Consider the following 23952-nt stretch of genomic DNA (forward strand, 5'->3'; position numbering starts at 1 on the left):
TGCCATGATCCTCTCGATTCAATACCTTTACTGGCTGGCCGGCATCATCCTGGCAATCACGGCAATCATGACCTTTGCCGATCGCGCTCATCCCAAGCGCTGGACGACAGGTTTTTTCTGGGCGCTGTTCAGCCTTGTTTTTTTGGTAGGCGATCTATTGCCGCCCGCCTGGGTAGGCGTAGGCGTGCTGGTCATGGCCGTCATTGCAGGCACAGGTGGCGTCGGACTGGGCAAGCATGGGGAATTGCCTGCTGAAAAACGCCAAGCCAGTGCGCTGCGCCTCAAGAACAAATTGTTCATTCCCGCCCTGGCCATTCCGCTGGTCACCGTTATCGGCTCGGTAGTGGTCAAGGACGTGCAGATCGGTGGTCTTCCACTGCTGGATCCTAAAAATACGACCTTTGTCTCCCTGGGGGTCGGCTGTCTGATTTCCTTGGCCCTCGCCTGCTGGCTGACGCGCGATACGCCTGTGCAATCCATGCGCGAATCACGCCGCCTGACCGAGGCCTTGGGCTGGGCCCTGGTACTGCCGCAGATGCTCGCCATGCTGGGGCTCCTGTTCAACGATGCGGGCGTCGGCAAGGCTGTCGCCCACCTCACCACCTCCTATATCAACATGGATTTCCGCTTCGTGGCGGTGGCCGTGTATGTCGTGGGGATGGCGCTGTTTACCATCATTATGGGTAACGGCTTTGCGGCTTTCCCGGTGATGACAGGCGGTGTGGGCGTTCCGGTTCTGATCGGGCAATACGATGCCAACCCGGCGGTGATGGCGGCCATAGGCATGTTTTCAGGCTACTGCGGCACGCTGATGACACCTATGGCAGCCAACTACAACATCGTGCCAGCCGCCCTGCTGAATCTGCCGGACAAGAATAGTGTCATCAAGGCACAAATCCCCACCGCCTTGAGTCTATTGGCAGTTAATATCATGCTGCTATATATCCTGATGTGAGGACCACCATGACTACCATCCTGTTGACCGGATTCGAACCGTTCGAGAACGAGCCCGTGAATCCTTCCTGGGAGGCCGTGCGCCAACTGGATGGTCTGAATCTGGGCGATGCCTACATCATCACGCGCCAGCTGCCGTGCGTCTTTGGTGCTGCCTTGGTCTCGCTGGATCACATGCTGGCAGCTCATCGGCCCGCCCTGGTGATTGGTGTAGGCCAGGCCGGGGGGCGTACGGACCTGACCCTCGAGCGCATAGCCATCAACGTGAACGATGCCCGTATTCCCGACAATAATGGTCAACAACCCATCGATACACCTGTAGTGCCAGGCGGTCCGGCGGCCTATTTCTCGACGCTACCTATTAAAGCCATTGTACGGGCACTCAGGGATGCCGGTATTCCTGCCTCGGTATCGCAGACGGCTGGCACATTTGTCTGCAACCATGTGTTCTATGGACTGATGCACCGGCTCGCCGGCACGAATGTGCGCGGCGGCTTCATTCATATCCCTTATCTGCCCGAACAAGCGGCCCGGCATCCAGGCCAGCCCTCCATGGCACTCGAGACCCTGGTAGCGGGTCTTGGAATTGCCGTGAAAGCGGCCATGATGACGCCCACCGATCTCAAGGAAACCGGTGGACAACTGAACTAGCTTTTACCGTCACACGGAACACGGCTGTACAGTGCAAGGCTCAAAAGGACAGTCCTTCACCGATCCCACGCAGGCCTCACCAGCTCCAGGCCGTGGTTTCCCTTGTAACCCGCCCGCTCCGGGGATGACCAGCCTGCCAGTAGGGTGTCATCCAGCGAATAAACCTCAACGCCCAGAGGGCGGCAGACGGACAGCGGGTCTTGCGCGTCCGGCCCCCACAGCGCAACGGACAGATCACCACCCGGGCAGGTCGACAGAGCGCACAGCACGTCGATCTCCGTGAAAAGCTCCAGGTAGTCTCCTTGCTTCGCCGGGCAGGCCTTCATGAAGTACATGTCCTCATCGTTAAGCCCGGTCACCTGAAAAATGTTCAGCACATCATGTACGTCGAACTCGGTCAGCCCGTAGGGCAATACCGCGCGGGTCAGGTTCGAATGGCAGTGATGATGGAAATCTTCTCCGGTCAGGAGCTTGTTGACGTAAGGATCGCAGCGGGTGCCCAGCAGGTCATGAACGCGCCCGCCATGTTCGTCGATGCCATAATTGGCCAGGGTGTCGTCCGTGATGGTGACCATTGGCCGCAGAAAGGGCAGGTTCGACCACAGTCGATCATAGATAGACACATGAGCGCCCTGTAGCTGACGGGTACGGGCTGCCCATAACCGCTCGCGTGGATCATGGGCATTCCAGATATTGAAGTCGCCCACTTGCGGCCCTACAGGCGTCGTCACTCGAAAGACATGCCCGGCCGGCACCCGCCACGCACGACCGGTACGGATCGGAACGTCAAAGGACTCAATAAGCGTCCGCTTATCCTTGCCCTCCCGAATACGGTCATAGAAGGCCGTATCCACCGACAGGGCCGAACCGTGGCTCGCTTGATAGGCAGCAGGGTAATGCTTATACATGTCAGCTCCTTTCCCAAAGAAAAATCACTACACACAGGTAATGCCATGCCGATGGCGCACCCTCAACACTAGCCCTGCCGCCCCTGCCCGGCCAGTACTGTTTTCTCAGCCATGAAACATGATGATCGGTAAGCCTTTACACTAGGGGTTCTGCTGACTGGAGCCCTTATGTCCACCCTGCTTGCCGATTGGCGCTACCGTCCAATGCATCGTCGTGTCTGGCTGCTGGCCGGCCCGATGATTCTGTCCAACCTGACCGTACCCCTCGTGACCCTGGTAGACAGCGCCATCGCCGGTCATCTGCCGGATGTACATGATCTGGGCGCCGTGGCGGTGGGGGGAAGCCTCTACACTACAATGGTCGCGGTGCTGGGCTTCCTACGCATGGGAACGACCGGCTTCGCTGCGCAAGCCAGCGGCCGTAAGGATGGCAGTGCGCTTCGGCAAATTCTGTTGCAAGGTCTGTTGCTGGCCTGTGTGCTGGCGCTGGGGTTGATCGGCCTTTCACTGCTAGGCCTTCCTCTGCTGCTGAACAGCATGACCTCCTCGGCAGCGTTGAGCGAGGCCACCGAGCGCTTTTTCCAGATTCGCCTGTTGGGTCTGCCTGCCGCCCTGTCGAGCTATGCCCTGATCGGCTGGCTGCTGGGCACCCAGAATGCGCGTGCGCCGCTGGCGATGCTGCTGACCACCAACATCGTCAATCTGCTGCTCGACGTGTTGTTCGTGTTCGGCTTTGGCTGGGGAATTCGCGGTATTGCAGCAGCAACCGCCATGGCCGAGTGGTTCGGCGTGGGGCTCGGCCTATGGCTGGCGCGCCAGACACTGCATCACATGGCAGGCGCGGTTCGCATCAAGCGACTCAAGCGCTGGTCCACCTGGCGCCCCCTGCTGGCGGTTAACCGCGATATCTTTATCCGCTCGCTGGCCTTGCAAGGCGTCTTCTTTCTGATCACATTTCAGGGCGCACGTTTAGGTAATGCCACGGTGGCCGCTAACGCCCTTCTCCTCAATGGCCTGATGGTGACCGCATTCGCCCTGGATGGACTTGCCCATGCGGTGGAAGCGTTGGCAGGGCACGCCATTGGGGCTCGTGATCGCAAGGCCCTCCGGCAAACCCTGGTCATTGCCGCCGGCTGGTCGCTGCTGGCCAGTCTCTTATTTGCCCTGGGATTTGCCTTGTTCGGTGCACGCTTCATCGACTTGCAAAGCGATCTTCCCGCGGTACGTGAAGCGGCTTATACATACCTCCCGTATCTGGCCGCACTGCCAGTCATTGCCATGAGCAGTTACCTGCTGGATGGGCTGTTCATCGGAGCAACCCGAGCCCGGGAAATGCGCAATGCGATGGTCATTGCCGTCCTGCTCGCCCTGCCGCTAGGCATTGCGCTCAAAGACCTGGGCAACCATGGGCTATGGTTGTCGTTTCTGGGCTTCATGGCCTTGAGAGGTATCGTCCAGAGCTTTCAGGCCTGGCAGATGACCAGACGCAACGCCTGGATACCTGATCAGCACCCTCAAGACCCTTCTTGATGCCTAGCAAAGGTTGGCACAGGTAGCCCAGCGGAGAGATGACAGCCGGGCTTCGTCTCTCGCCTCCTACACGCCGCCTATTTTCCTTGGCAACACCGCGCGTTTCCAAGGGTCATATCAAGCGGAACGCCTTCTGGAACAAGGTTATCGCACCTACCTGCCACAGGACTCACCATGCACGCTGCGCCTGCACACCCTCGTGAAGCCGAGCGCCAAAAAGCGCTGGAGTCGCTTGAAATACTGGACACCCCGGCGGATGCCTATATGAATGCCCTGGTGCGGATCGCGCGGGACCTGTTCAAGGTCGACCGAGTGCTGATCAGCTTGATCGACCGTGAACAACAGTGCATCAAGGCCCACAGTGGATCACCCTTCAGCGCTACAGCACGCAGTGTTGCCTTTTGTGCCCATGCTCTGCTCGATACCCATCGCCCGCTAATCGTACCGGACGCCTTGAGCGATGAGCGTTTTGCATCCAACCCACTGGTGATCGAGCCCCCGTACATACGGTTTTATGCCGGGCATCCCCTCGTAGCGCCATCAGGTCTGCCCATTGGCACCCTGTGCCTGATGCATTCCGAGCCCAGGCAGCTGACGGCTCAGGAGCGTGACCGCCTGAGAGACCTTGCCCAAATGGCTGACGGCTACTTGAAACTACGCAGCCTTTCAGAGCAGACCCGCTACCTGCGCACCGTTATCTCACGCGAACGCCGCAGGGCGATGCTCGATCCGCTGACACAATTATGGAATCGTGCGGCGCTGGAGCACTTCTATCCGGTCGAGCAAGCTGCCGCACGGCGCGACAACGAGCGAATCGGCGCATTGTTCATCGACCTGGATCACTTCAAGGCAGTCAACGATCAGCATGGCCATGCCGCAGGCGATCAGGTGCTTGTCGAAACCGCGCATCGGATCGCCACCACGCTTCGCCCCCATGACCTGTTACTCAGACTGGGAGGTGAAGAATTTGCCGTGATTACCCGCATCGACAAGGCGGAGCAGCTGGACGGCATAGCTGAACGCATACGCCTTGCCATTGCTGACACCCCCTTTTTGACCGTCAACGGCCCTGTTGCGGTTACCACCAGCATTGGCGGTACAGATGGGGATGCGGATGAACCTGCCGAGTCACTGTTGAAACGCGCTGATGCGGCTCTTTATCAGGCCAAGCACGAGGGCCGTAATCGAGTCGTGATGGCCTCTGAATCAGGCTCCCAAGGAACCTGACGGGCATTTATCGGCCCAAACAAGAGACCCCGTATCCACTGGAGGACGCCTGTATGCCTGAAGCTGATGACTATCCCAAGGACGATACCCAGCCTGAAACCCTGGATGACACGACGCCGGAACACAGCAAGAAAGAGAACATCGACAAGATCAAATATGACTCTGACGACATCATTCCTCCTGGCGTCTGGTAATTCACCTCTGAACGGGTAAGCCTGGGTTCCCCTCCCGGCTTACCCGGCGACTGCACCACTTCTTTCAACATCGCTGACATGAGGTATGATGCGCGTCATCATCACTCACCCTTACGTCGGAATGTCATGTAATGCGCAAGTCAGGGTATCTGCTAGGCGTTATCGCTTCGCTGCATGCAGGCCTTTCCCAAGCCGTAGACGGCTATAAGGGTTTGCACTTTGGTGATAGCAAGCAAACGGTACTGGAAAGCAAGATCTGCACCCTGACACCGCGTACTGCACCTATCGAGGGGCTGGAGTATTACAGCTGCCCCGATCTTAAGCTGGGCAAGGATAGCCTTGAGGCTGGGCTGTTCTTTATCGACAACCGCTTCTTGCGCCTTTCGATTGTCACGCCAGTTGAAAAGAGCTTTCTCATTGCTCAAGGCCTGACCGAGAAATATGGGCCACCCTCCTCGCAATCGCCGTCCGATCACTTCATTAAACTGGAAAGTCAGCCCAACAGTCATGCATTCATGGCGTTCGATAACAATACGGTGTTCTACAGGTTTTCCACCAACGCAGATATGAAGCGGCAGGCACTTCTGATCTACACCTCACCCGATTACGAGAAAATCCTCGTCAAACAGCAGCTCAAGGGCATCAATCCAGACCTCTAGATTGCCAGTGAGCACTCCAGCGTGCAGATGTCCAGCCTCAAATGCTGATTTGGCGATCTGCCAGACAGAACAGCGAAATCTTTTCAAAGCGCCACGGAACAATAGCACATCGCCATTGTCAGACCTCGTCGCTGGAGTTGTGATTGTTCCATAAACACGTTTTTATCTTGTTATAAAACCCGTTCTTTATTCAGGGTTTTATTGGCGTATTTATTTTTGCTAATAACAATAAGCGTGTGCAGGTCTGGCCAGACTTTAAAGCAAATCCCGATTGTCGGAATTATTTTTTTAGACTTTTCACTATACGTTTCACATTCTAATTTATGATGGCTTTACGATCTCGCGTTGTTATTAAAGCGGCCAAGCCTGACCAAGGAAGCGGAACTCCTCAGGCACAGGGATGAGCAGTTGGATCCCAACTTACTACCTCTAAAAAATCGTCTTAGTTTCAACCTTTGAATCAAGGATAGTTCAATGAATAACCGAAATGTGTGGGTCGATTATGCCAAGGCCATTGGTATAATCCTGGTTGTCTATGGCCATGTGCTCCGCGGGCTTTTAAATGCCGGCATCATCAAGACCGATGTCGAGACGCACATGCTTGTGGACAGCATCATCTACAGCTTTCACATGCCGTTGTTCTTCTTCCTGTCTGGCCTGTTTTTCTTCAAATCGCTAACGAGTCGCGGCGGTAAGGGCGTGTTCGTCAACAAGCTGGACACGGTTGTCTACCCTTTCCTTGTCTGGTCAATCCTGCAGGGCGTAATTGAAGCCTTCCTCTCTCGCTATACCAATGGCGATGTAACGCTGGGTGAGGTGTTCTCCCTATTGTGGCGGCCCAGAGCTCAGTTCTGGTTCCTGTATGCGCTGTTCTTTGTATTTGTTTTGTCCATCGTGCTGTACGGCAGCAAATCGAAGAAGGTTTTCCTACCCATTTTCCTGCTGTCCGCCGTGGCCTACGGGCTCCAGCAATACGCGCCGCGCCAGATGCTGGTCGACTTTCTGATTCAGAACTTCGTGTTTTTCGCCTTTGGCGTCTGGTTTACCAATATTGCTGCTGCCATCGAAGCGCAGCCAGGTCGCATAGCAGCCTTTACGCTTCTGGTTACAGCGGGGCTGGAGTATCAGTTCCATATCATCTCGCATCACACTTATACCGACCGCGGATGGATGTCGCTGATGGTGGCGCTATCGGCCATTCTGCTGGTTACGAGCCTGTCCATGCTGCTGGCCCGCAAACCTGTTCAGTGGTTCATTACCATCGGCACGCTATCCATGCCGATCTATCTCATGCACATCCTGGCCGGGAGCGGCGTGCGCGTTATCCTGAGCAAGTTTCTGCATGTCGATAACGTCTACCTACATATTTTTGCAGCGTGCCTTGTTGGCATTGTCGTACCGATTATTGCGGCCAAGATCATGCTGAAACTGCACATGGACTATATGTTCCAGGCACCAAAGTTAAACTTCCTAAAAAAGCACCCAAAGCAGCCGAGTAACGATACACCCCCGCTTGCTTCTTAAAGCGTTAACTAAAAGCCCCGCTAACTATATTGGCGGGGCTTTTTTATTCTCCAAACACTTACTATTATCCAGCAGTATTAATTCCCTAAAACAAAAACAGTGAGTGGATAATTAATGCCTTCAGATCTGGATACTTTATTAAAAGAACTGGAAACTTTTGGGGAAGTTAACGATAACCGTACCCATGAGCGGCCAAGTCGCATGCTGAACATCACACGTGATACGGGTGAGTTTCTTTATGTCATGGTTCAGGCTACCAATGCCAAGCGTGTCTTGGAAATCGGGACCTCCAATGGCTACTCCACTTTGTGGCTGGCAAAAGCAGCTCATACAGTGGGCGGAACCATTCGCACCGTGGAGCTTTCCGAAGCCAAAATCGAGCTGGCACGGCAGAACTTCAAGCGCTCCGGGCTCGAAGCGCTGATAACACAGCTTCACAGTGACGGCGGTGCCATCCTGGCTGCGCAGGACAAGTACTCACTGGACCTTGTATTTCTTGATTCCGAACGCTGCCAATATTGTGGCTGGTGGCCTGACCTCAGAAGAGTCCTGCGCCCGGGCGGCCTTCTGATCGTGGACAATGCCTTGTCCCATGCCGATGAAATGGCGGCCTTCAAGGCTCTGGTTGAGAGCGATCCGGACTTTTCGACTTGCCTTGTGCCGGTAGGCAAAGGTGAGTTTCTGGCAACCCGTCGGCCTTGAACCTGCCCTGCCGGGAGCACTACGCTCCCGTGCAGAGGTTTACGCCGTCAGATTGTCCCTTTGCCAGATGAGTACGGTGTCGACTGGTGAGCCGATGTGCTTTGCTCAAGGGACAGAACCTCGAAAGTTACAGTACCCGGCGGGTTTGTGGCCGAGACACCGGAGTAATGCCCGGAGAGGTTATGCGGCTCAATAGCCTCACCGTTGAAGCGTTGGGTTGCGATTGTATAGCGCTGACCGGAGCGCCCAAGACGCTGACTCCATGACTGACCCTGGGAAACCTCATCGCCAGTATCGGATTCTTTGACTGTTTGCAGTAAGTCACGGGTATCCATCACATCACCGCTCGTAGAGCCGACCGGGGTTTCAACAGAAGCATCGCGATCTGCTGCCAGGGCGGTGTAGCTTACGGTATTGATTACTGCAAACGCTGCCATTTTCTGAAAGAGATTCATAATGCTGTCCTCGCTGGCCATGAATGAGCAAGCAGGGTCAGAGTAGAAAAAGAGCCCTTAACAGCGTCTGAATCGCGGCTTAATACAGGCTGAACGAAGCCTGCATTAGCGAGAGAAGAGAACTGGCCAACGGTAAATGACCATTGGCCAGTCGGCCATCAGGCGTCCTGATGGTAACGGGTAACGCGCTCGACCTCTTCTTTGGAGCCAAGGAAGACGGCTACACGCTGATGCAGGCCTTCCGGCTGAACTTCCAGAATACGCTGGTAACCATTAGTGGCCGCACCGCCTGCCTGCTCGACCAGCATGGCCATCGGGTTGGCTTCGTACATCAGACGCAGCTTGCCGGGCTTTTCCGGTTCACGAGCATCACGTGGGTACATGAAGATACCGCCACGAGTGAGAATACGATGCACATCGGCCACCATGGAGGCGATCCAGCGCATGTTGTAGTTCTTCTCCAGCGGACCTTCCTTGCCAGCCAGCAGCTCGCTTACGTAACGCTGTACCGGCGGCTCCCAGTGACGCTGGTTGGACATGTTGATAGCGAACTCGGCAGTTGTCTCAGGAATGGAGATGTTTTCGTGTGTCAATACGAAGCTGCCCAGCTCACGGTCCAGGGTAAAGCCTTTGACGCCATCACCCAGGGTCAGAATGAACATGGTCTGGGGGCCATAGATGGCATAGCCTGCAGCGACCTGCTCAGTGCCCTTTTGCATGAAGGCTTCTTCAGTGGTATCACCGTAGGTGGCACCTCCATGATCCTTACGCAGAACGGAGAAGATAGTGCCAACCGACACGTTCACGTCAATGTTGGAGGAGCCGTCTAGCGGATCGAACATCAGCAGATAAGCACCCTTGGGGTACTCACCGGGGATCTGGTGAACCTGGTCCATCTCTTCGGACGCCATGCCAGCCAGGGTGCCGCCCCACTCGTTGGCTTCAAGCAGGATTTCGTTGGACAGGACGTCCAGCTTCTTCTGAACTTCGCCCTGAACGTTTTCAGTGCCCATGCTGCCCAGTACGCCACCTAGCGCACCCTTGGATACCTCATAGCTGATTCGCTTGCAGGCACGGCCTACGACTTCGATCAGAAAACGCAGATCGGCTGGGGTTTTATGACTACGGGTCTGTTCGATCAGATAGCGGCTCAGCGTAATACGGGACATGTGAGGCTCCGGTAGAAAAGGTTCGCGCAGTGTAGCGCGGATGCTCAAGCTCCGTCTCAAGCGAAGCGGCCTACAAGCCCCACCCAACGTTCTGATTGTTCGAGAGACAAGGTCTGCACGCCGCTAGGGACGCAGCAACTCCACGGCTATGCTAACACCGCGGCCGAGCGCTAGGCTTTCGGCGCTGGAGTAGACTGCATGACCGGCTTCCAGTTCAGGTCGTGCGCTATCTAGAATGAGCGACCAGTGATGGCCGTCACGAGATAGCGCTAACCGACACGTCTGAGGATGGTTAAGCGGCTGGAAACAGAGCCATAACCGCTCTGCCCTGAGGTGCCCGGCACCGTTCATGGGCGAGAGCACCAGTGCCAATGGCGCAGATTCAGGACTATTCCAACCCGCCTCGTCCAGGGGTTCACCCTCTGCATCGAGCCATTGCACACTAACCCAGTCACCGTGAGCGGGGCGCCCGATGAAGTGCTCGGCTTGCAACGCCTTGTATTGACGACGCAGCGCAGCCAGCCGGGCGACAAAATCGATCTGGCGTTTGCCGGTTGGGCTGCTGGCAAGTGCCCAGTCCAACCATGACAGCGGATTATCCTGAACATAGGCATTGTTGTTGCCATGCTGAGTGCGACCGAACTCATCGCCAGCCGTCAACATTGGCGTGCCACCTGCCAGCAGCAGCGTTGCCAGCAGGGCACGCTGATCAGCTGCACGCTGCTCATTGATGTGGGGATCGTCGGTCGGGCCCTCGGCACCGTTGTTCCAGCTGTGATTGTCTTGAGTCCCGTCGCGATTTTCTTCGCCATTGGCTTCATTATGCTTATGTGCATAAGTCACAAGGTCTGCCAGCGTGAACCCATCATGAGCCGTCACGAAGTTGATGCTGGCATCGATGTTCCGGCCGTGCCGGTCATACAGATCGGCGCTTCCTGACAATCGGGTCGCCAGTGCGCCACGCATGCCGTCGTCGCCCCGCCAGAACTTGCGAACATCGTCGCGAAAATCATCATTCCATTCAGCCCAAGGGCTACGGAACTGTCCGACCTGATAGCCGCCTGGGCCAATATCCCAAGGCTCGGCGATCAGCTTGACCTCCCGCAGAACCGGGTCCTGGGCAATAGCCAGCATCAATGGTGCATCGACGCTAAAGCCGGTCTCAAGTCGTCCAAGTGCAGGCGCCAGATCGAAACGGAAACCGTCTACACCTGCCGCCTGCACCCAATAGCGCAGCGAGTCCATTGTCAGCCTCAGCCCTGGCTCGCGTTGCAGCGCCAGGCAATTACCGCAACCTGCATCATTGATGTAAACCGAAGGATCGTCTGGGTGCAGCCGGTAATAGCCTCGGTTATCCAGTCCTCGCATACAAAAGGTCGGACCCAGCTCGTCACCTTCACCGGTGTGGTTGAACACCACATCAAGGATGACTTCGAACCCTGCCGCATGCAGCGCTGCCACGGTTTCACGTAACTCAATAATGGCGTCACGTCCTGCCAGACGGGGGTCGACAGCCATCATGGTGACGGGGTTATAGCCCCAGTAATTGCCAAGCCCAAGCTTGGGCAGATGACGATCATCCGCCCAGGCCGCAATAGGGAGCAGCTCCAGCGTAGTCACGCCAAGCTTTTGCAGATACTCGATCACGGCAGGCTGCCGAAGCCCGGCCAGTTTGCCACGCATGGTTTTAGGAACTTTGGGATGCTGCATAGTCATGCCACGCACATGCAGCTCATAGATGAGGCTTTGGCTACCCCTGTAACGCGGGCCTTCCAGCTCAAGCGGTGTTAACGGTGCCTGAACGATGGCCTTGGGAACATGAGCCGCGCTGTCGCGATGGTCCGGGCGATCATGGTGGTCTGGATCGAAGCCATAGACGCTGGGATGCAGCACGAACGGGCGGTCCACTGCTTTGGCATAAGGATCGACCAGCAGCTTGTGAGGGTTGAAGTAAAGTCCTTGAGAAGGCTGATAGGCACCATAAGCCCGCAGCCCATAACGCTGCCCCGCCTTACCTCCCGGAAAATGCCCGTGCCAGACACTGCCTGTCTTTTCGTGGAAGACGAGCCGATGGGTTTCATGCTCTCCCTTGGCATCGTACAGGCAGAGCTCTACCCGCTCGGCCTCTGGCGCCCACACGGCAAAGTTGATGCCATCGCCGACCAGTGTCGCGCCCAGTTCAGCAGGGTTTCCGGTTTCGAGATGAGTCACGTGGCGGGGCACAGAAAATCTCCGTAAAGCAGAAAAAAGCCGGCACGCGAAAGGTGCCGGCTATTGAGACTTACAAGACTTGCCAGATATCCGTGGCGTATTCACGAATAGTTCGATCGGAGGAGAACCAGCCCATGCTGGCTGTGTTGAGTACCGCTGAGCGCCACCACTCGTCCGGCTGATTCCAACGCTGTTCGACGGCCACCTGAGCATCCCAATAGGCATCAAAATCAGCACAGACCAGGAAGCGGTCGTGCCAGGTCAGCACGTCCAGCAGCCCGTTATAGCGAGAGGGATCATCCGGTGAAAACTGCCCGCTGCGAATGGCCGAAAGCACGGCCGACAGTCGTGGCGAGCTGTTGATGATGTCCGAAGAGTTGCCCCCCATGCGCTGGCGCTCTTCAACCTCGGCCGCCTTTAGGCCAAAGATGAACATATGTTCCTGACCGACAAACTCGCTCATTTCAACGTTGGCGCCATCGAGCGTGCCAATGGTAAGTGCACCGTTCAGGCCAAATTTCATATTGCTGGTGCCTGACGCCTCGAGACCCGCTGTGGAAATCTGCTCGGAAAGGTCGGCCGCCGGGATAATGACTTCAGCCAGGCTCACATTGTAGTTAGGCAGGAACACCACTTTGAGCAGGTCACGAATGGACGGGTCATTATTAACCACCTTGGCCACGTCGTTGGCCAGCTTGATGATGAGCTTGGCCTGGTGATAGCTGGCAGCTGCCTTGCCCGCAAAAATCTTTACACGAGGTGTCCATTGCCCGTTGGGGTTGTCCTTGATGGCCTGATACAGCGCAATGGTCTGCAGCAGGTTCATCAGCTGCCGCTTGTATTCATGGATGCGCTTGATCTGCACATCGAAGATGGCGTCGGTACTGAGGGAGACGTCCAGCGTCTTTTTCACCAGCTCGGCAAAACTGTTCTTGTTATGCAACCGCTGGTGGGCAAAACGCTCTCGAAAATTGGCATCGTTGGCATAGGGCTTGAGCCGGGGGAGCGATTTTTCAGGATCGTGCTGGACATCCTCGCCCAATACATCCACCAGAAGATCGGTCAACGCAGGGTTGGCCTGATAGAGCCAGCGGCGGAAGGTAATGCCGTTAGTCTTGTTGTTGATTCGATCCGGGAAGAGCCGGTGCATGGAGCGGAAGACGGTCTTGCGCATCAGCTCGGTATGCAATCCGGACACACCGTTGACCTTGTGCGAACCGATAAAGGCCAGGTTGCCCATACGTACCCGACGGCCGTGACTTTCATCGATCAGGGACACGTAAGACAGCATGGAGCCATCTGTCTCGCCCCGTGCCCGGAGCGAATCGAGGAACTGGGCATTGATCATGTAGATGATCTGCATGTGGCGCGGCAGGAGGCGCTCCATCAGATAGACCGACCAGGTTTCCAGTGCTTCCGGCAGAAGGGTGTGGTTGGTATAGGACAGCGTGTTGACGGTGGTGCTCCAGGCAGCGTCCCATGGCAGACCGTACACATCCACCAGCAAGCGCATCAACTCGGCTACGGCAATGGCTGGGTGAGTATCATTGAGCTGGATGGCCGCGTATTCGGGCAGGCTCATGATGTCGCCGTGCTGCTTGATATGGCGCCGGGTAAGATCCGCCAGCGAGGCGGCCACGAAGAAATACTCCTGGCGCAGGCGCAGCTCCTGCCCCGCCTCGGTGCTGTCGGCCGGATACAGCACCCGGGAAATGCTTTCAGCCCGGGCCTGATCGGCCACGGCCCCGACGTGGTCACCTGCGTTGAAAGTGTCCAGTTTGATGTTTTCCAGCGGGCGGGAGCGCCACAGGCGCAGCGTATTGGCCCCTTCCCCACCCCACCCCATGATGGGCGTGTCATAGGCAACCGCACGAACTTTCTCACCCGGCGTCCAGACCTGGCGCAATGAATTGCCTTCATAGGGTGTGACATGACCGCCGAACCCGATCTCGTACACGACCTCGGCACGCTCGAATTCCCACGGATTACCGAAATCAAGCCAGTTCTCCGGCTGCTCGTGCTGGAAGCCATCAGCGATGACCTGACGGAACAGGCCGTGCTCGTAGCGAATACCATACCCATGAGAAGGAATACCCAGCGTCGCCATGCTTTCCATGAAGCATGCTGCCAGACGGCCTAGACCACCATTACCCAAGGCAGCGTCCGGCTCCAGTCCGCGGATACGCTCAAGGTCGACACCCAGGTCTGCCAGTGCGCGACGGGTTTCCTCCAGTATGCCCAGATTGGACAGGCTATCGATCAGCAGGCGGCCAATGAGAAACTCCAGGGACAGGTAATAGACGCGCTTCTGGTTGGCCCGATAAGCCTCACGCGTCCGACTCATCCAGCGATCGACGATATAGTCACGCGTCGCCAGGGCAGTCGCCATGAACCAGTCATGATCCAGGGCGTGCTCGGGGTCCTTGCCTACGTCATAGGTCAGCTTGGAAAGAATGTTTGAACGCAGAGCAGCAACTTCGTTGGGCGAGATAAAACGGGCTCTCGTCATCTAGTAACAACCTCGGCATAACGAACACTGATAGGCTGACCGGCAAGCGTGTCTGGAAGGTATTGGGAGACACATCGACCGGCCCATGATTAAGGGTGCATACCTATCTTTGTAGGTCGAAACGGCAAATAGGTCCAAGGAATCGACGACTTTTTTATGCGCCGACTCCCATTTCAGACCTCTTTATTACCACTGCCACGACACGCTGAGGCCTACAGACTGCTGGGCATCGTCTTCCCGGCTCTTGCGATAGGAATAGCTCGCACGCACTGCCACATCGTCGGTCAGCTGCTGGCTAACCCCTAGCGAAGCACGGTCCAACCGATCCGATGGCGTATAGCCCTGCAACGTATAGCTGAGTCCTGGCAGGTCAACCTGAGACATCGTAAGGTCCTGCGTACTGTCCTCGAATTCCTTTTCCCGAGCTACTTCTGCGAAAACCTGCGTTCTGGTGGTCAGCTCGAACTGCCCCTGCAGACCAGCGCCCAGGCGCCGCGAGCGGCGCTTTTGCTCGTCGATGTTCAGCGCCGTTGCTCGATCACTGTTTTCCGAATAACTGTCCACGGTAATTCGCGCGTAGTCGGCACTGATGAACGGCGACAGGTGCCAGGCGCTTTGTGGCTGGGCCAGATCAAAGCCCAGCCGCCCACTTGCCGCCCACAGATGACCGTTGGTATCGCCTTTTTCGCTACGCTCAGTCGGCCCCAGGGCGAAGGTACGCTTGAGATCATGGTAATCCAGGTGTCCCCCGGTCAAGGCCAGGTCGGCCCACCAGTGATTCTGCTGATATTGCGCGAAGGCGGTAGCGAAATAACTGCGCAGGTCATAGCGAGAATCAGCAGCACCCACGTTCAGATCCTGCTTGTAAAACCCGGCGGCCACGCCCACACGCCAATAGTCATTCAGGCGGAAACTGCCTCCCAAGTCCAGGCTGTAGCCGTCGCCATCACCGCTCACGCTGCTGGACTGTCCATCAAAGTTCTGACGCAACCCGCCCGGCGATACGAAGGAATTCCATGTGCCTACTGGCTGCCAGTGATTGCGGTCACTCAGCCATTGCGAATACAGCTGTCCCTGATGGGCAGTCAGCGAACCGTAGGCCATTTCCGGCAGCAAGGTCAGCTCCCAGGGGGCCGCCAGAATTGAATAGGCATAGTCGGCGATCAGGCGCTGACCAGTAATCGTAGGATGCACACGGTCGTTGTAGAGCAACCGGGTCGGATCAGGGTTGGTGCTGTCGAGGCCGTAAACAGCGTTCTGCTGCGTGCAGTCATCGAAACAGGTAGCCGTCAGGTTCTGGTCGGCCGCCAGGCCGTAACGGGCAGGATCGGCCAACACTTCACTCAGAAGTCGTGGCACATTCAATGGAATGATTTGCGCATCAATGGTGGAAAGCTGTGACACCAGCTGATTGTTGAACACAGCACTGAGCTGGGACGCAGCCGCTTGCTGCGGGGTTCCGCTCAAGGCAGGCGTAAGGCCGATATCAGGCAGCAGCCAGACCATGATGTAGCGGGCACCGGCCTGCTGCAATGCGCTGGCACTGGCAGCCAGTTGATTGGCCGCTGTCTGGGCGGTTGCAGGCGATGTGACCACACCCTGCAGGAAGTCATTTCCCCCTCCCGTCAGGTAATACAATGCGTTGGAATCAAGGCCTTGGCCCTGATCCGCCAGATCGACCAGATAGCCATCCCGGCGGCGGAGCGTCAGACCATTGGTGGCTACAACAGAGCCATTCTCCTCGGTAATCGACGCGAGAATCTGGTCGGTTCGATAACCGCCTACCGCCCAGTTGTTGCCGTCGGGAAGTCCCAACACGGAATTGATAAGCGATGTGGATGGCCCAAGCTCCTGGCTGGAAAAGCCTAGTCGGCCGCCCAGCAGCATGACGCTGGTAGGCCCGACCGGCTCACCACTCCCCGGTTGGTACGTGGGCCCTACCCGATTGGTAAAGCGCAGCGAGGAGCCTAACGGGCCATTCAGGTCGGGAAACTGTCCCGAGTCGCTCAGGCTATCGCCAAAGACGACCAGATGACTGTAAGGGTTGGGAGCGGCATGGGCGGCGCTGGCGAAGGAAATCGCAGCGCACAGGGAGGCAAGAGCGAGACGACGGACTGACATGGCTTATCCTTGATCTTGTGGGTCAGTTCTGCTGTTTGGCAAGCGACCACAGCCTAGACCAGGATTCCGCCCTATGCAGCCCGTACGTTAACCGGCTGACTTATAAAAAGAGAAATAGCTCACGCACGTTCACTTATCGCTGGCATTTGCCGCAATAAACACTGGCGCGTTGCCCCAGCCGTATCTCACGTAGCCCTGAGCCGCAGTTCTTGCAAAACTCACCTGCCCGGCCATAGACAAACAGCTCCTGCTTGAAATAGCCCGGCTTGCCGTCGCCACCCACAAAATCCCGAAGGGTCGTGCCCCCGGACTCGATAGCCAGTGCCAGAATGCGCTTGATCTCTTGGGCTAACCGGTCGTAGCGCGCACGGGAAATGCTACCCGCCGCCCGACGCGGATCGATACCGGCCGCAAACAGGGCCTCCGTCGCGTAAATATTGCCAACGCCCACCACAACGGCGTTATCCATGATGAAGGGTTTTACCGCCATGGAGCGACCACGCGACATTGCGTAGAGTCGCCGCCCGTCAAACGCCTCGGTCAGAGGCTCCGGTCCGAGCGACTTGAGCAGCACATGCTCCAGAGGCTCATGGGACCACAGCATGGCGCCGAAGCGGCGAGGGTCGGTATAGCGCAGCGACAATCCTGACTCGAGTTCGATATCCACATGCTCGTGCTTAACCAGCGGCGTCCCGACCGGCACCATTCGCAGGCTGCCGGACATGCCCAAATGAGCAATCAGCGTACCTGCCTCGGCACGAATCAACAGGTACTTAGCGCGCCGCTCGACCGCCTCGATCCTCTGGCCGGACAGGCGAACATCCAGGTCTTCCGGAATGGGCCAGCGCAGCCGGGCATCACGAATGATGACGCGGGACACACGCTGCCCTACCAGGTGCGGCGCTATTCCACGCCGGGTCGTTTCGACTTCAGGTAATTCAGGCATTCAGCCCTCGACAGAGAAAACAATATGCTCTTAAAAATGGATGTGCCCAAGCCCCATTTCAAGGATGTTGTTCTTGAGCATATCGAAGTCATATTCGGAAAGACCGATGTAATCCAAAACCTGATTACTGACCAGATTCCACTCGGCGTCCTGAGCCTGATTGCCCAGCACGCGATAACAGCCACAGATATGCTCGGCCATTTTCAGAATGGCCAACAGGTTTTTCATCGGCACACTGCTGGCATCACCGTCGACAAAAATCCGGTGCGCATTGTGATGATTGGAAATGGCGTCGGCGACATGGGCTGGCAAACGCCATGAGCGGGCCGTGTAATAACCGACGACCGCATGGTTGGTGTTGAAGTAATGGTTTTCCGTATCCACGACACGCCTTTCAGGCCCAACCCGCCCATAGGCCTCCTCCAGCACTTCCATATAATGAGGAAACCGCCCTAGCATCAGCGGTATGCCGCAGTTGTGAAAGAGCCCAAGAGCGTATGCCTCATCCGGAGCCTGATAGCCTGTCCGCTTGGCCAGTGTCAGGCAGGTTTCCGCCACATCCTGGGCGGTGTCCCAGAAGCGGTTGAGCGTCACGATCGTCTCATCACTCATCTCGCTCTTTATGGACTGCGCATTGATGAGATTGACGACGGAATTGATCCCCAGGAGGTTGACGGCCCGCTGGATAGACGTAATCCGGTTGGCCAGCCCGAAACAGGGTGCATTGACAAGCTTGAGCAGCGCACCTGCCAAGCCGGGGTCCTGGCTGATCAGCTGCGCAATCACCTTGAGACTAGGATCCGGGGCAAGCTGCTCAAGTTGTAGATCAACCATGACCTGCGGTTGAGGCGGGATGGTGATTCCCTGAAGCGCCTGGCGAATCTGCTCGGGTTGAAGCTCTAGCGACATGGATCAGATACCTGTGAATGACCTCACATTTTAGCCCACCCTACGCTCAGCAACCACTGATCACTGGAGGAACTTGCCTGCTTTCCCGGGTTCGACTCATACAGAAGCCGTGGAAACGCATCTCCACTTAATCCTAGATCACATAGCTTACGGAGGTTCCATGATGGCATCGTTAGAAGGCAAAAAAGTAGCAATCCTGGTAACTGACGGTTTCGAGCAGGCCGAGCTGACCGGTCCCAAGGAGGCCCTCGAGAAGGTAGGCGCCAAGACTCATATCATTTCTGCCAAGTCTGGCACCGTCCAGGGTTGGAACCACACCGACCCGGCGGACACATTCAATGTCGACCTGACGTTCGATGCTGCCAACATCGGCGACTATGACGCGGTGGTTTTACCAGGCGGCGTCGTCAACTCAGACACCATTCGCACCGATGAGCGTGCGCAGACTTTGGTCAAAGAGGCCAGCAGCAGCGGCAAGCCGATCGCCGTGATCTGCCATGGTGCCTGGCTGCTGATTTCCGCCGGTCTGGTGGATGGCAAGACCATGACTAGCTGGCCTTCGCTGACCGATGACTTGAAAAATGCCGGTGCCCAGTGGGTGGATAAGGAAGTCGTTGTGGACGGAAAACTGGTCAGCAGCCGCAAGCCTGATGACATTCCCGCGTTCAATCGCGAGCTGATCAACATGATCGCTGCCTGATCTCCAACCTGCCTGATCCATGGCCCGCGCGGTATCAGCCGGGCCATTTTTCATCCGTACGTCGCGTTTCTCTCTATCTTTTAGACTGATCTTCAAGCGTGAAGGCGCCGTGCCGCCCGGGCAGGTATACTTCGCCCCTTTTTCTTGGAGTCCCTCAAATGTCCTTGCCCAGCCTGCGACTGAAAGCCAATGCCGAGCGCCGTCTGCGCGCCGGACACCTTTGGGTCTACAGTAACGAAATTGACGTGGCAGCCACTCCGCTGACCGCTTTCCAGGCCGGCGAACAAGCCGTTCTCGAAGCCGCTGGTGGCAAGCCGATCGGTATCGTTGCCCTGTCCCCACACAACCTGATCTGCGCCCGTCTGATCTCCCGCGATACCAAGCATGTACTGGACAAATCCCTGCTTGTCCATCGATTGAAAGTCGCCTTAAGCCTGCGTGAGCGCCTGTTCGACAAACCGTTCTATCGCCTCGTCTACGGCGACTCTGACCTGTTGCCCGGCCTGGTGGTGGATCGCTTTGGCGATGTCATCGTGGCTCAGCTGGCATCGGCCACCATGGAGCGTCACAAGGATGATGTGCTGGCTGCACTGCTTCAGGTGCTCAAGCCAGCGGCCGTATTGTGGAAAAATGACTCCAGTGCTCGAGAAGCCGAGGGCCTGCCCCGCTATGTCGAGTCCGCCTACGGTGACGTACCGGAATGGGCTGCCCTGGAAGAAAACGGCGTGAAATTCGAAGCGCCTATCGTTGAGGGCCAGAAGACCGGCTGGTTCTATGACCATCGCATGAACCGTGCCCGCCTGGCACCTTATGTACAAGGCAAGCGCGTTCTGGACCTGTTCAGCTACATTGGTGGCTGGGGCGTGCAGGCCGCTGTATTCGGTGCCAGCGAAGTGATGTGCGTGGATGCCTCCGGCTTTGCCCTGGATGGTGTAGAGCGCAATGCGGCCTTGAACGGCGTTGCCGAAAAGATGGTCTGCGTAGAAGGCGACGTGTTCGAGGCCCTGAAGGAGCTGAAGGCTGCTGACGAGCGCTTCGACGTGATCGTGGCCGACCCGCCCGCCTTCATCAAGCGCAAGAAGGACGTGAAAAACGGCGAGGCCGCCTATCGTCGTCTCAACGAGCAGGCCATGCGCCTCTTGAACAAGGACGGCATTCTGATCAGCGCCTCCTGCTCGATGCATCTTGTTGAAGAGAACCTGCAGGAAATCCTGCTCAGCAGTGCACGTCACCTGGATCGTCATATCCAGCTGATCGAGCGTGGTGCCCAGGGCCCTGATCATCCGGTCCACCTTGCCATCCCCGAGACCCGCTACATCAAGAGTCTGACCTGCCGTATCCTGCCCAGCTGATCCCACGCTCTGGCCGTCCGATCCTTACCGGACGGCCAGTCACCGATTCATTCCGACCAGTGCCATCCACAACGGCACGGTTACGACAGCCAGAACGGTTGAAAGAAACACCGTTGAGCTGACGACACGGTTTTCCTCAGGCGTCCGGGCAAATGCCAACACGTTTACCCCGCTCGGGCAGGCGGCCATCAGCATCAGCACACTCCGTGCTGCACCGCTCAAGCCCGGCAACCACAGGCATACCGTCCAGACCACGAAGGGAAAGACCAGCAGCTTTATTGCCGTCAACCCGACAACGGAAAGGCTCGGCCTTAGCCGGTAGCGTGAAAGGTTCACGCCCAGCACAATCAAGGCGCAAGGCAGACCGGCTTGTGCCAGCCAGGTCGCGATTTGCCATATCGGGCCCGGCAAAGTTAGCCCCGATACATTCACGGCAGCCCCCAGCAAAAGTCCGACGATCAACGGGTTTGCTAGACTCATCAGCAGCTCTGGGATGCTAACCTTTTCCGTGCCGCCAAAGGCCGTATAAAAGCTCTGCATGGCAAACAACGTCAGGCTATGCAACGCCAGAATAGCGAACACATAGACGAGATTTTCCTCCCCCATCAAATTGACGACCAGAGGAATACCGATCAGGACATTGTTCGAATAACTGGCCGTCAACCCGAACGCCGTAGGCTCACGCCGGCGCCAATGCACAAACAGATTGACCAGTAGAAACACCAGCAGGACCGGGCCGAAATATCCGAGCAGCAGTAAAGGTGACAAACCATGGCGCAAGTCTGCCTTGGCAATTCCCGTGAACAGCACAGCCGGCATGAACACCTTGAACGCCAGTTGGGTCAGCCCACCCATAGACTCTGGCGTCAACCACTGCCGCCACCCTAATACATAACCCAGCACAATCAGTCCGAATACGGGCATGATTGCGAGGACAACCACCATGTACGTCTACTCCTTGCCTTAACCATCGGGACGCCGGACTGAGGATTCAGACGCCATGAACATGCCTACCGATGCAAGCTAGGACAATCGCAGCGGATAGCTGAGCAGCAGAACATGCAGCACATTGACAGCCAAATGCAAGGCCACGGCCATACTCAGTCGCCGTCCACTCCGCTCGAATATCGCACCGTACCCCAGAGCCGCCACGGCAGCGACCAAGGCAAAACCGGCACTGAATGGCCAGTGCGCCACGCCAAACAAGACTGCCGTTACCAACAGACCTGCCCAGAACCCAAACCGATCAATCAACCCGCGCTGCAGCAGGGCTCGAAACAGCAGCTCCTCCGCCAGTACCGCAACGCCCAGATTAAGAGAAAACCAGGTCCAGAACAGTGCTGGCCATTTGGGCTGGAAGGCCACTAATCTCATTCCTAACGCTAGGGCAGGCACTACGGCAAGGGTACCGACAGCAATCAGCACGCATGGCCTGACCTGCAGCATACGCCGCGTATCGTACGGAACCGCCTTGCCAAGCCACCAGGCCAGTAGCGTCACTCCCACCAGTGCCTTATCCCAGCTTAACCTTAGCCACACTGGCCCGGCGTCCGGGCTGTATTGCAGCGGCCCGCCGAGCACATGAGGAGAAAATCCCGGCGCGACATGAATGGCGAGCGCAACACTGGACGCCAATGCCCCAAACCACCATAGCCAGGACGGCAACCGCTCCTCGCTCAGCACCCAGCCGACATAAAGTGCTCCGGTCAACAACCCCGCTTCGTCAATATCGCCCAGCCCATAGCCCAGCGCCAGCAAAAGTCCGGGAAGCAACATTTGTAGATGAAACGGCATGGCTACTCCCAAACAGAAGATGACAACGTAACATCGTGCAGCATGCTAACCGAGCCTTTTGCCTGACCGAGCGGACAGGTCCGGCAAGTCGAGATAAACTGTGCGGCTGCTTCTGGATGGACCAGCACCATGACTATCGCTTTACCCGCACGTGCCTGCGGTATCGACTTTGGCACGTCGAACTCCACTGTCGGCTGGCTGCGCCCCGACTCGGATATCCTCATACCTTTAGAAGACGGCAAGGTGACGCTTCCCTCGGTCATTTTCTTCAATGTGGAAGAGCGCCGTCCCGTCTACGGCCGTCTGGCGCTTCATGAATACCTGGAAGGCTATGAAGGACGCCTCATGCGCTCGCTCAAGAGCCTGCTCGGCTCCAAGCTGCTCAAGAGCGAAACCAGCATCCTAGGCAGCGCCCTGCCCTTCAAGGACCTGCTTGGCCTGTTTCTCGGTACGCTGAAAAGCCGCGCCGAAGCCACGGCCGGACGTGAGTTCGACAGTGTCGTGTTGGGCCGACCTGTCTACTTTGTGGATGATGATGAAACCGCCGACTGCGAAGCCCAGGACACCTTGGTTGCCGTAGCGCAAAAGCTAGGCTTCAAGGACATTTCCTTTCAATTCGAGCCTATCGCGGCAGCATTCGACTACGAGCGAACACTGAATCAGGAAGAGCTGGTGCTGATCGTCGACATTGGCGGCGGTACGTCCGACTTTTCCCTGGTACGTCTGTCACCCGAGCGCCGGCAGCTGGCGGATCGCCAATCGGATATTCTCGCCACCGGCGGGGTACACATCGGTGGTACCGACTTTGACAAGCAGCTTAGCCTGCAGGGCGTCATGCCGCTTTTCGGCTATGGCAGCCTGATGAAAAGCCAGGCACTGATGCCTACCAGCCACTTCATCAACCTGGCGACCTGGCACACCATCAATACCGTATACAGTCAGAAGGCACAGCTTGCTCTCAAGGACATGCGCTACGACGCTCAGGACACGGCCGGGATGGATCGGCTGTTCAAGCTGATCGAGCAGCGCGCCGGGCACTGGCTCGCGATTCAGGTAGAAAACAGCAAGATAGAACTGACCCATGCCGATCGGTTGAACCTGGACCTGTCGCATATCGAGAAGGACCTGTCTGCTGAACTGACCCGCCCATTGTTCGAGGAGTCGATCGCTCAGCTACTGGCGCGTATTCAGGCAAGCGTCAATCAACTGCTGGCCTCGGCAGGCGTTTCCCATGAGCAGATCAATACGGTCTTTTATACCGGCGGCTCGAGTGGTATTCCGGCGCTGCGCCACAGCATTGACCAATTGCTGCCCCAGGCGCGCAAGGCAGAAGGCGATCAGTTCGGCAGCATTGGTAGCGGTCTTGCCATCGAGGCCTTCAAGCGCTACGGCTAGGCCATACAGCAACCTGACCTATCAAGGCAGTTGAACTCGACC

General features: G+C 57.1%; 21 protein-coding genes. 11 read left to right on the plus strand and 10 right to left on the minus strand.

Translation table 11 applies throughout. The annotated features are described in order from the left end of the window. Window positions 1-4: 4 nt before the first annotated feature. On the plus strand, window positions 5-955 hold the full coding sequence (locus tag AC4LF3_RS15755) for a DUF979 domain-containing protein (protein ID WP_074822504.1): 951 nt from the start codon (window positions 5-7) through the stop codon (window positions 953-955). An 8-nt stretch (window positions 956-963) separates the two neighbouring features. Further along, window positions 964-1605 (plus strand): pyroglutamyl-peptidase I, encoded by a 642-nt coding sequence (gene pcp / locus AC4LF3_RS15760; protein WP_074822501.1) that lies wholly within the window; start codon window positions 964-966, stop codon window positions 1603-1605. A 56-nt stretch (window positions 1606-1661) separates the two neighbouring features. On the opposite strand, the gene AC4LF3_RS15765 is transcribed toward pcp, so the two are convergent. Continuing rightward, window positions 1662-2513: an urea carboxylase-associated family protein gene (locus tag AC4LF3_RS15765; RefSeq protein WP_074822498.1), complete on the minus strand. Its 852-nt coding sequence runs from the start codon at window positions 2511-2513 to the stop codon at window positions 1662-1664. 168 nt (window positions 2514-2681) lie between these two features. Here AC4LF3_RS15765 and AC4LF3_RS15770 point away from each other — a divergent pair, with 168 nt between their 5' ends. From AC4LF3_RS15770 to AC4LF3_RS15795, 6 genes are all read left to right on the plus strand, one after another. Beyond that, window positions 2682-4043: an MATE family efflux transporter gene (locus AC4LF3_RS15770; protein ID WP_074822494.1), complete on the plus strand. Its 1362-nt coding sequence runs from the start codon at window positions 2682-2684 to the stop codon at window positions 4041-4043. 174 nt (window positions 4044-4217) lie between these two features. Next, window positions 4218-5270: a GGDEF domain-containing protein gene (locus tag AC4LF3_RS15775; protein ID WP_491835738.1), complete on the plus strand. Its 1053-nt coding sequence runs from the start codon at window positions 4218-4220 to the stop codon at window positions 5268-5270. Window positions 5271-5323: 53 nt separating this feature from the next. Continuing rightward, entirely contained in the window at window positions 5324-5464 is a 141-nt protein-coding gene (locus tag AC4LF3_RS15780; protein WP_162997549.1) for a hypothetical protein, read from the plus strand. A gap of 131 nt (window positions 5465-5595) precedes the next feature. Next, window positions 5596-6123 (plus strand): hypothetical protein, encoded by a 528-nt coding sequence (locus AC4LF3_RS15785; RefSeq protein ID WP_150346741.1) that lies wholly within the window; start codon window positions 5596-5598, stop codon window positions 6121-6123. Between the two features lie 474 nt (window positions 6124-6597). Then, window positions 6598-7647 (plus strand): acyltransferase family protein, encoded by a 1050-nt coding sequence (locus AC4LF3_RS15790; RefSeq protein WP_491835740.1) that lies wholly within the window; start codon window positions 6598-6600, stop codon window positions 7645-7647. 114 nt (window positions 7648-7761) lie between these two features. Next, the gene (locus AC4LF3_RS15795; RefSeq protein WP_491835742.1) at window positions 7762-8349 is read left to right on the plus strand and encodes an O-methyltransferase; all 588 of its coding nucleotides are present in this window, start codon (window positions 7762-7764) and stop codon (window positions 8347-8349) included. A gap of 47 nt (window positions 8350-8396) precedes the next feature. Here AC4LF3_RS15795 and AC4LF3_RS15800 read toward each other — a convergent pair whose 3' ends face one another. The 7 genes from AC4LF3_RS15800 to AC4LF3_RS15830 all read right to left on the minus strand — a co-directional run bounded on the left by AC4LF3_RS15800 (window position 8397) and on the right by AC4LF3_RS15830 (window position 18615). After that, window positions 8397-8804, minus strand: a complete 408-nt coding sequence (locus AC4LF3_RS15800; RefSeq protein WP_491835744.1) for a hypothetical protein — start codon at window positions 8802-8804, stop codon at window positions 8397-8399. Between the two features lie 158 nt (window positions 8805-8962). Continuing rightward, complete coding sequence (locus AC4LF3_RS15805; RefSeq protein WP_010795543.1) at window positions 8963-9973, minus strand: class 1 fructose-bisphosphatase; 1011 nt, start codon at window positions 9971-9973, stop codon at window positions 8963-8965. A gap of 123 nt (window positions 9974-10096) precedes the next feature. Further along, window positions 10097-12196, minus strand: a complete 2100-nt coding sequence (glgX, locus tag AC4LF3_RS15810) for a glycogen debranching protein GlgX (RefSeq protein ID WP_491835747.1) — start codon at window positions 12194-12196, stop codon at window positions 10097-10099. A gap of 58 nt (window positions 12197-12254) precedes the next feature. Then, complete coding sequence (locus AC4LF3_RS15815) at window positions 12255-14693, minus strand: glycogen/starch/alpha-glucan phosphorylase (protein WP_491835749.1); 2439 nt, start codon at window positions 14691-14693, stop codon at window positions 12255-12257. Window positions 14694-14879: 186 nt separating this feature from the next. Continuing rightward, on the minus strand, window positions 14880-16814 hold the full coding sequence (estP, locus tag AC4LF3_RS15820) for an esterase EstP (protein ID WP_491835751.1): 1935 nt from the start codon (window positions 16812-16814) through the stop codon (window positions 14880-14882). A 133-nt stretch (window positions 16815-16947) separates the two neighbouring features. Then, window positions 16948-17760 (minus strand): bifunctional DNA-formamidopyrimidine glycosylase/DNA-(apurinic or apyrimidinic site) lyase, encoded by an 813-nt coding sequence (mutM, locus tag AC4LF3_RS15825; RefSeq protein WP_491835753.1) that lies wholly within the window; start codon window positions 17758-17760, stop codon window positions 16948-16950. 30 nt (window positions 17761-17790) lie between these two features. After that, a complete protein-coding gene (locus AC4LF3_RS15830) occupies window positions 17791-18615 on the minus strand; it encodes an HDOD domain-containing protein (RefSeq protein WP_407363404.1) in 825 nt (274 codons plus the stop codon). 214 nt (window positions 18616-18829) lie between these two features. Between AC4LF3_RS15830 and AC4LF3_RS15835 the strand changes: the two genes are divergently transcribed. Beyond that, on the plus strand, window positions 18830-19369 hold the full coding sequence (locus tag AC4LF3_RS15835; protein ID WP_010795549.1) for a type 1 glutamine amidotransferase domain-containing protein: 540 nt from the start codon (window positions 18830-18832) through the stop codon (window positions 19367-19369). Window positions 19370-19527: 158 nt separating this feature from the next. Then, entirely contained in the window at window positions 19528-20721 is a 1194-nt protein-coding gene (locus AC4LF3_RS15840; protein WP_491835755.1) for a class I SAM-dependent rRNA methyltransferase, read from the plus strand. Window positions 20722-20760: 39 nt separating this feature from the next. Here AC4LF3_RS15840 and AC4LF3_RS15845 read toward each other — a convergent pair whose 3' ends face one another. Both AC4LF3_RS15845 and AC4LF3_RS15850 read right to left on the minus strand, forming a co-directional pair. Beyond that, window positions 20761-21666 carry an AEC family transporter gene (locus AC4LF3_RS15845; RefSeq protein WP_491835757.1) on the minus strand — a complete coding sequence of 302 codons (906 nt, stop codon included), beginning with the start codon at window positions 21664-21666 and terminating at the stop codon, window positions 20761-20763. A gap of 78 nt (window positions 21667-21744) precedes the next feature. Further along, a complete protein-coding gene (locus AC4LF3_RS15850) occupies window positions 21745-22515 on the minus strand; it encodes a CPBP family intramembrane glutamic endopeptidase (RefSeq protein WP_019364902.1) in 771 nt (256 codons plus the stop codon). Between the two features lie 129 nt (window positions 22516-22644). Here AC4LF3_RS15850 and AC4LF3_RS15855 point away from each other — a divergent pair, with 129 nt between their 5' ends. Beyond that, a complete protein-coding gene (locus AC4LF3_RS15855) occupies window positions 22645-23910 on the plus strand; it encodes an Hsp70 family protein (RefSeq protein ID WP_491835759.1) in 1266 nt (421 codons plus the stop codon). Window positions 23911-23952: the final 42 nt, after the last annotated feature.

Source organism: Pseudomonas sp. C2.3V (assembly GCF_058536325.1).

Coding starts and splice junctions, on each gene's coding strand:
- AC4LF3_RS15835 (WP_010795549.1), top strand. CDS start 18,830: ATGATGGCATCGTTAGAAGGCAAAAAAGTAGCAATCCTGGTAACTGAC.
- estP (WP_491835751.1), bottom strand. CDS start 16,814: ATGTCAGTCCGTCGTCTCGCTCTTGCCTCCCTGTGCGCTGCGATTTCC.
- AC4LF3_RS15840 (WP_491835755.1), top strand. CDS start 19,528: ATGTCCTTGCCCAGCCTGCGACTGAAAGCCAATGCCGAGCGCCGTCTG.
- AC4LF3_RS15855 (WP_491835759.1), top strand. CDS start 22,645: ATGACTATCGCTTTACCCGCACGTGCCTGCGGTATCGACTTTGGCACG.
- AC4LF3_RS15790 (WP_491835740.1), top strand. CDS start 6,598: ATGAATAACCGAAATGTGTGGGTCGATTATGCCAAGGCCATTGGTATA.
- AC4LF3_RS15800 (WP_491835744.1), bottom strand. CDS start 8,804: ATGAATCTCTTTCAGAAAATGGCAGCGTTTGCAGTAATCAATACCGTA.
- AC4LF3_RS15815 (WP_491835749.1), bottom strand. CDS start 14,693: ATGACGAGAGCCCGTTTTATCTCGCCCAACGAAGTTGCTGCTCTGCGT.
- AC4LF3_RS15755 (WP_074822504.1), top strand. CDS start 5: ATGATCCTCTCGATTCAATACCTTTACTGGCTGGCCGGCATCATCCTG.
- AC4LF3_RS15795 (WP_491835742.1), top strand. CDS start 7,762: ATGCCTTCAGATCTGGATACTTTATTAAAAGAACTGGAAACTTTTGGG.
- AC4LF3_RS15770 (WP_074822494.1), top strand. CDS start 2,682: ATGTCCACCCTGCTTGCCGATTGGCGCTACCGTCCAATGCATCGTCGT.
- AC4LF3_RS15785 (WP_150346741.1), top strand. CDS start 5,596: ATGCGCAAGTCAGGGTATCTGCTAGGCGTTATCGCTTCGCTGCATGCA.
- AC4LF3_RS15845 (WP_491835757.1), bottom strand. CDS start 21,666: ATGGTGGTTGTCCTCGCAATCATGCCCGTATTCGGACTGATTGTGCTG.
- AC4LF3_RS15780 (WP_162997549.1), top strand. CDS start 5,324: ATGCCTGAAGCTGATGACTATCCCAAGGACGATACCCAGCCTGAAACC.
- pcp (WP_074822501.1), top strand. CDS start 964: ATGACTACCATCCTGTTGACCGGATTCGAACCGTTCGAGAACGAGCCC.
- mutM (WP_491835753.1), bottom strand. CDS start 17,760: ATGCCTGAATTACCTGAAGTCGAAACGACCCGGCGTGGAATAGCGCCG.
- AC4LF3_RS15765 (WP_074822498.1), bottom strand. CDS start 2,513: ATGTATAAGCATTACCCTGCTGCCTATCAAGCGAGCCACGGTTCGGCC.
- AC4LF3_RS15775 (WP_491835738.1), top strand. CDS start 4,218: ATGCACGCTGCGCCTGCACACCCTCGTGAAGCCGAGCGCCAAAAAGCG.
- AC4LF3_RS15805 (WP_010795543.1), bottom strand. CDS start 9,973: ATGTCCCGTATTACGCTGAGCCGCTATCTGATCGAACAGACCCGTAGT.
- AC4LF3_RS15850 (WP_019364902.1), bottom strand. CDS start 22,515: ATGCCGTTTCATCTACAAATGTTGCTTCCCGGACTTTTGCTGGCGCTG.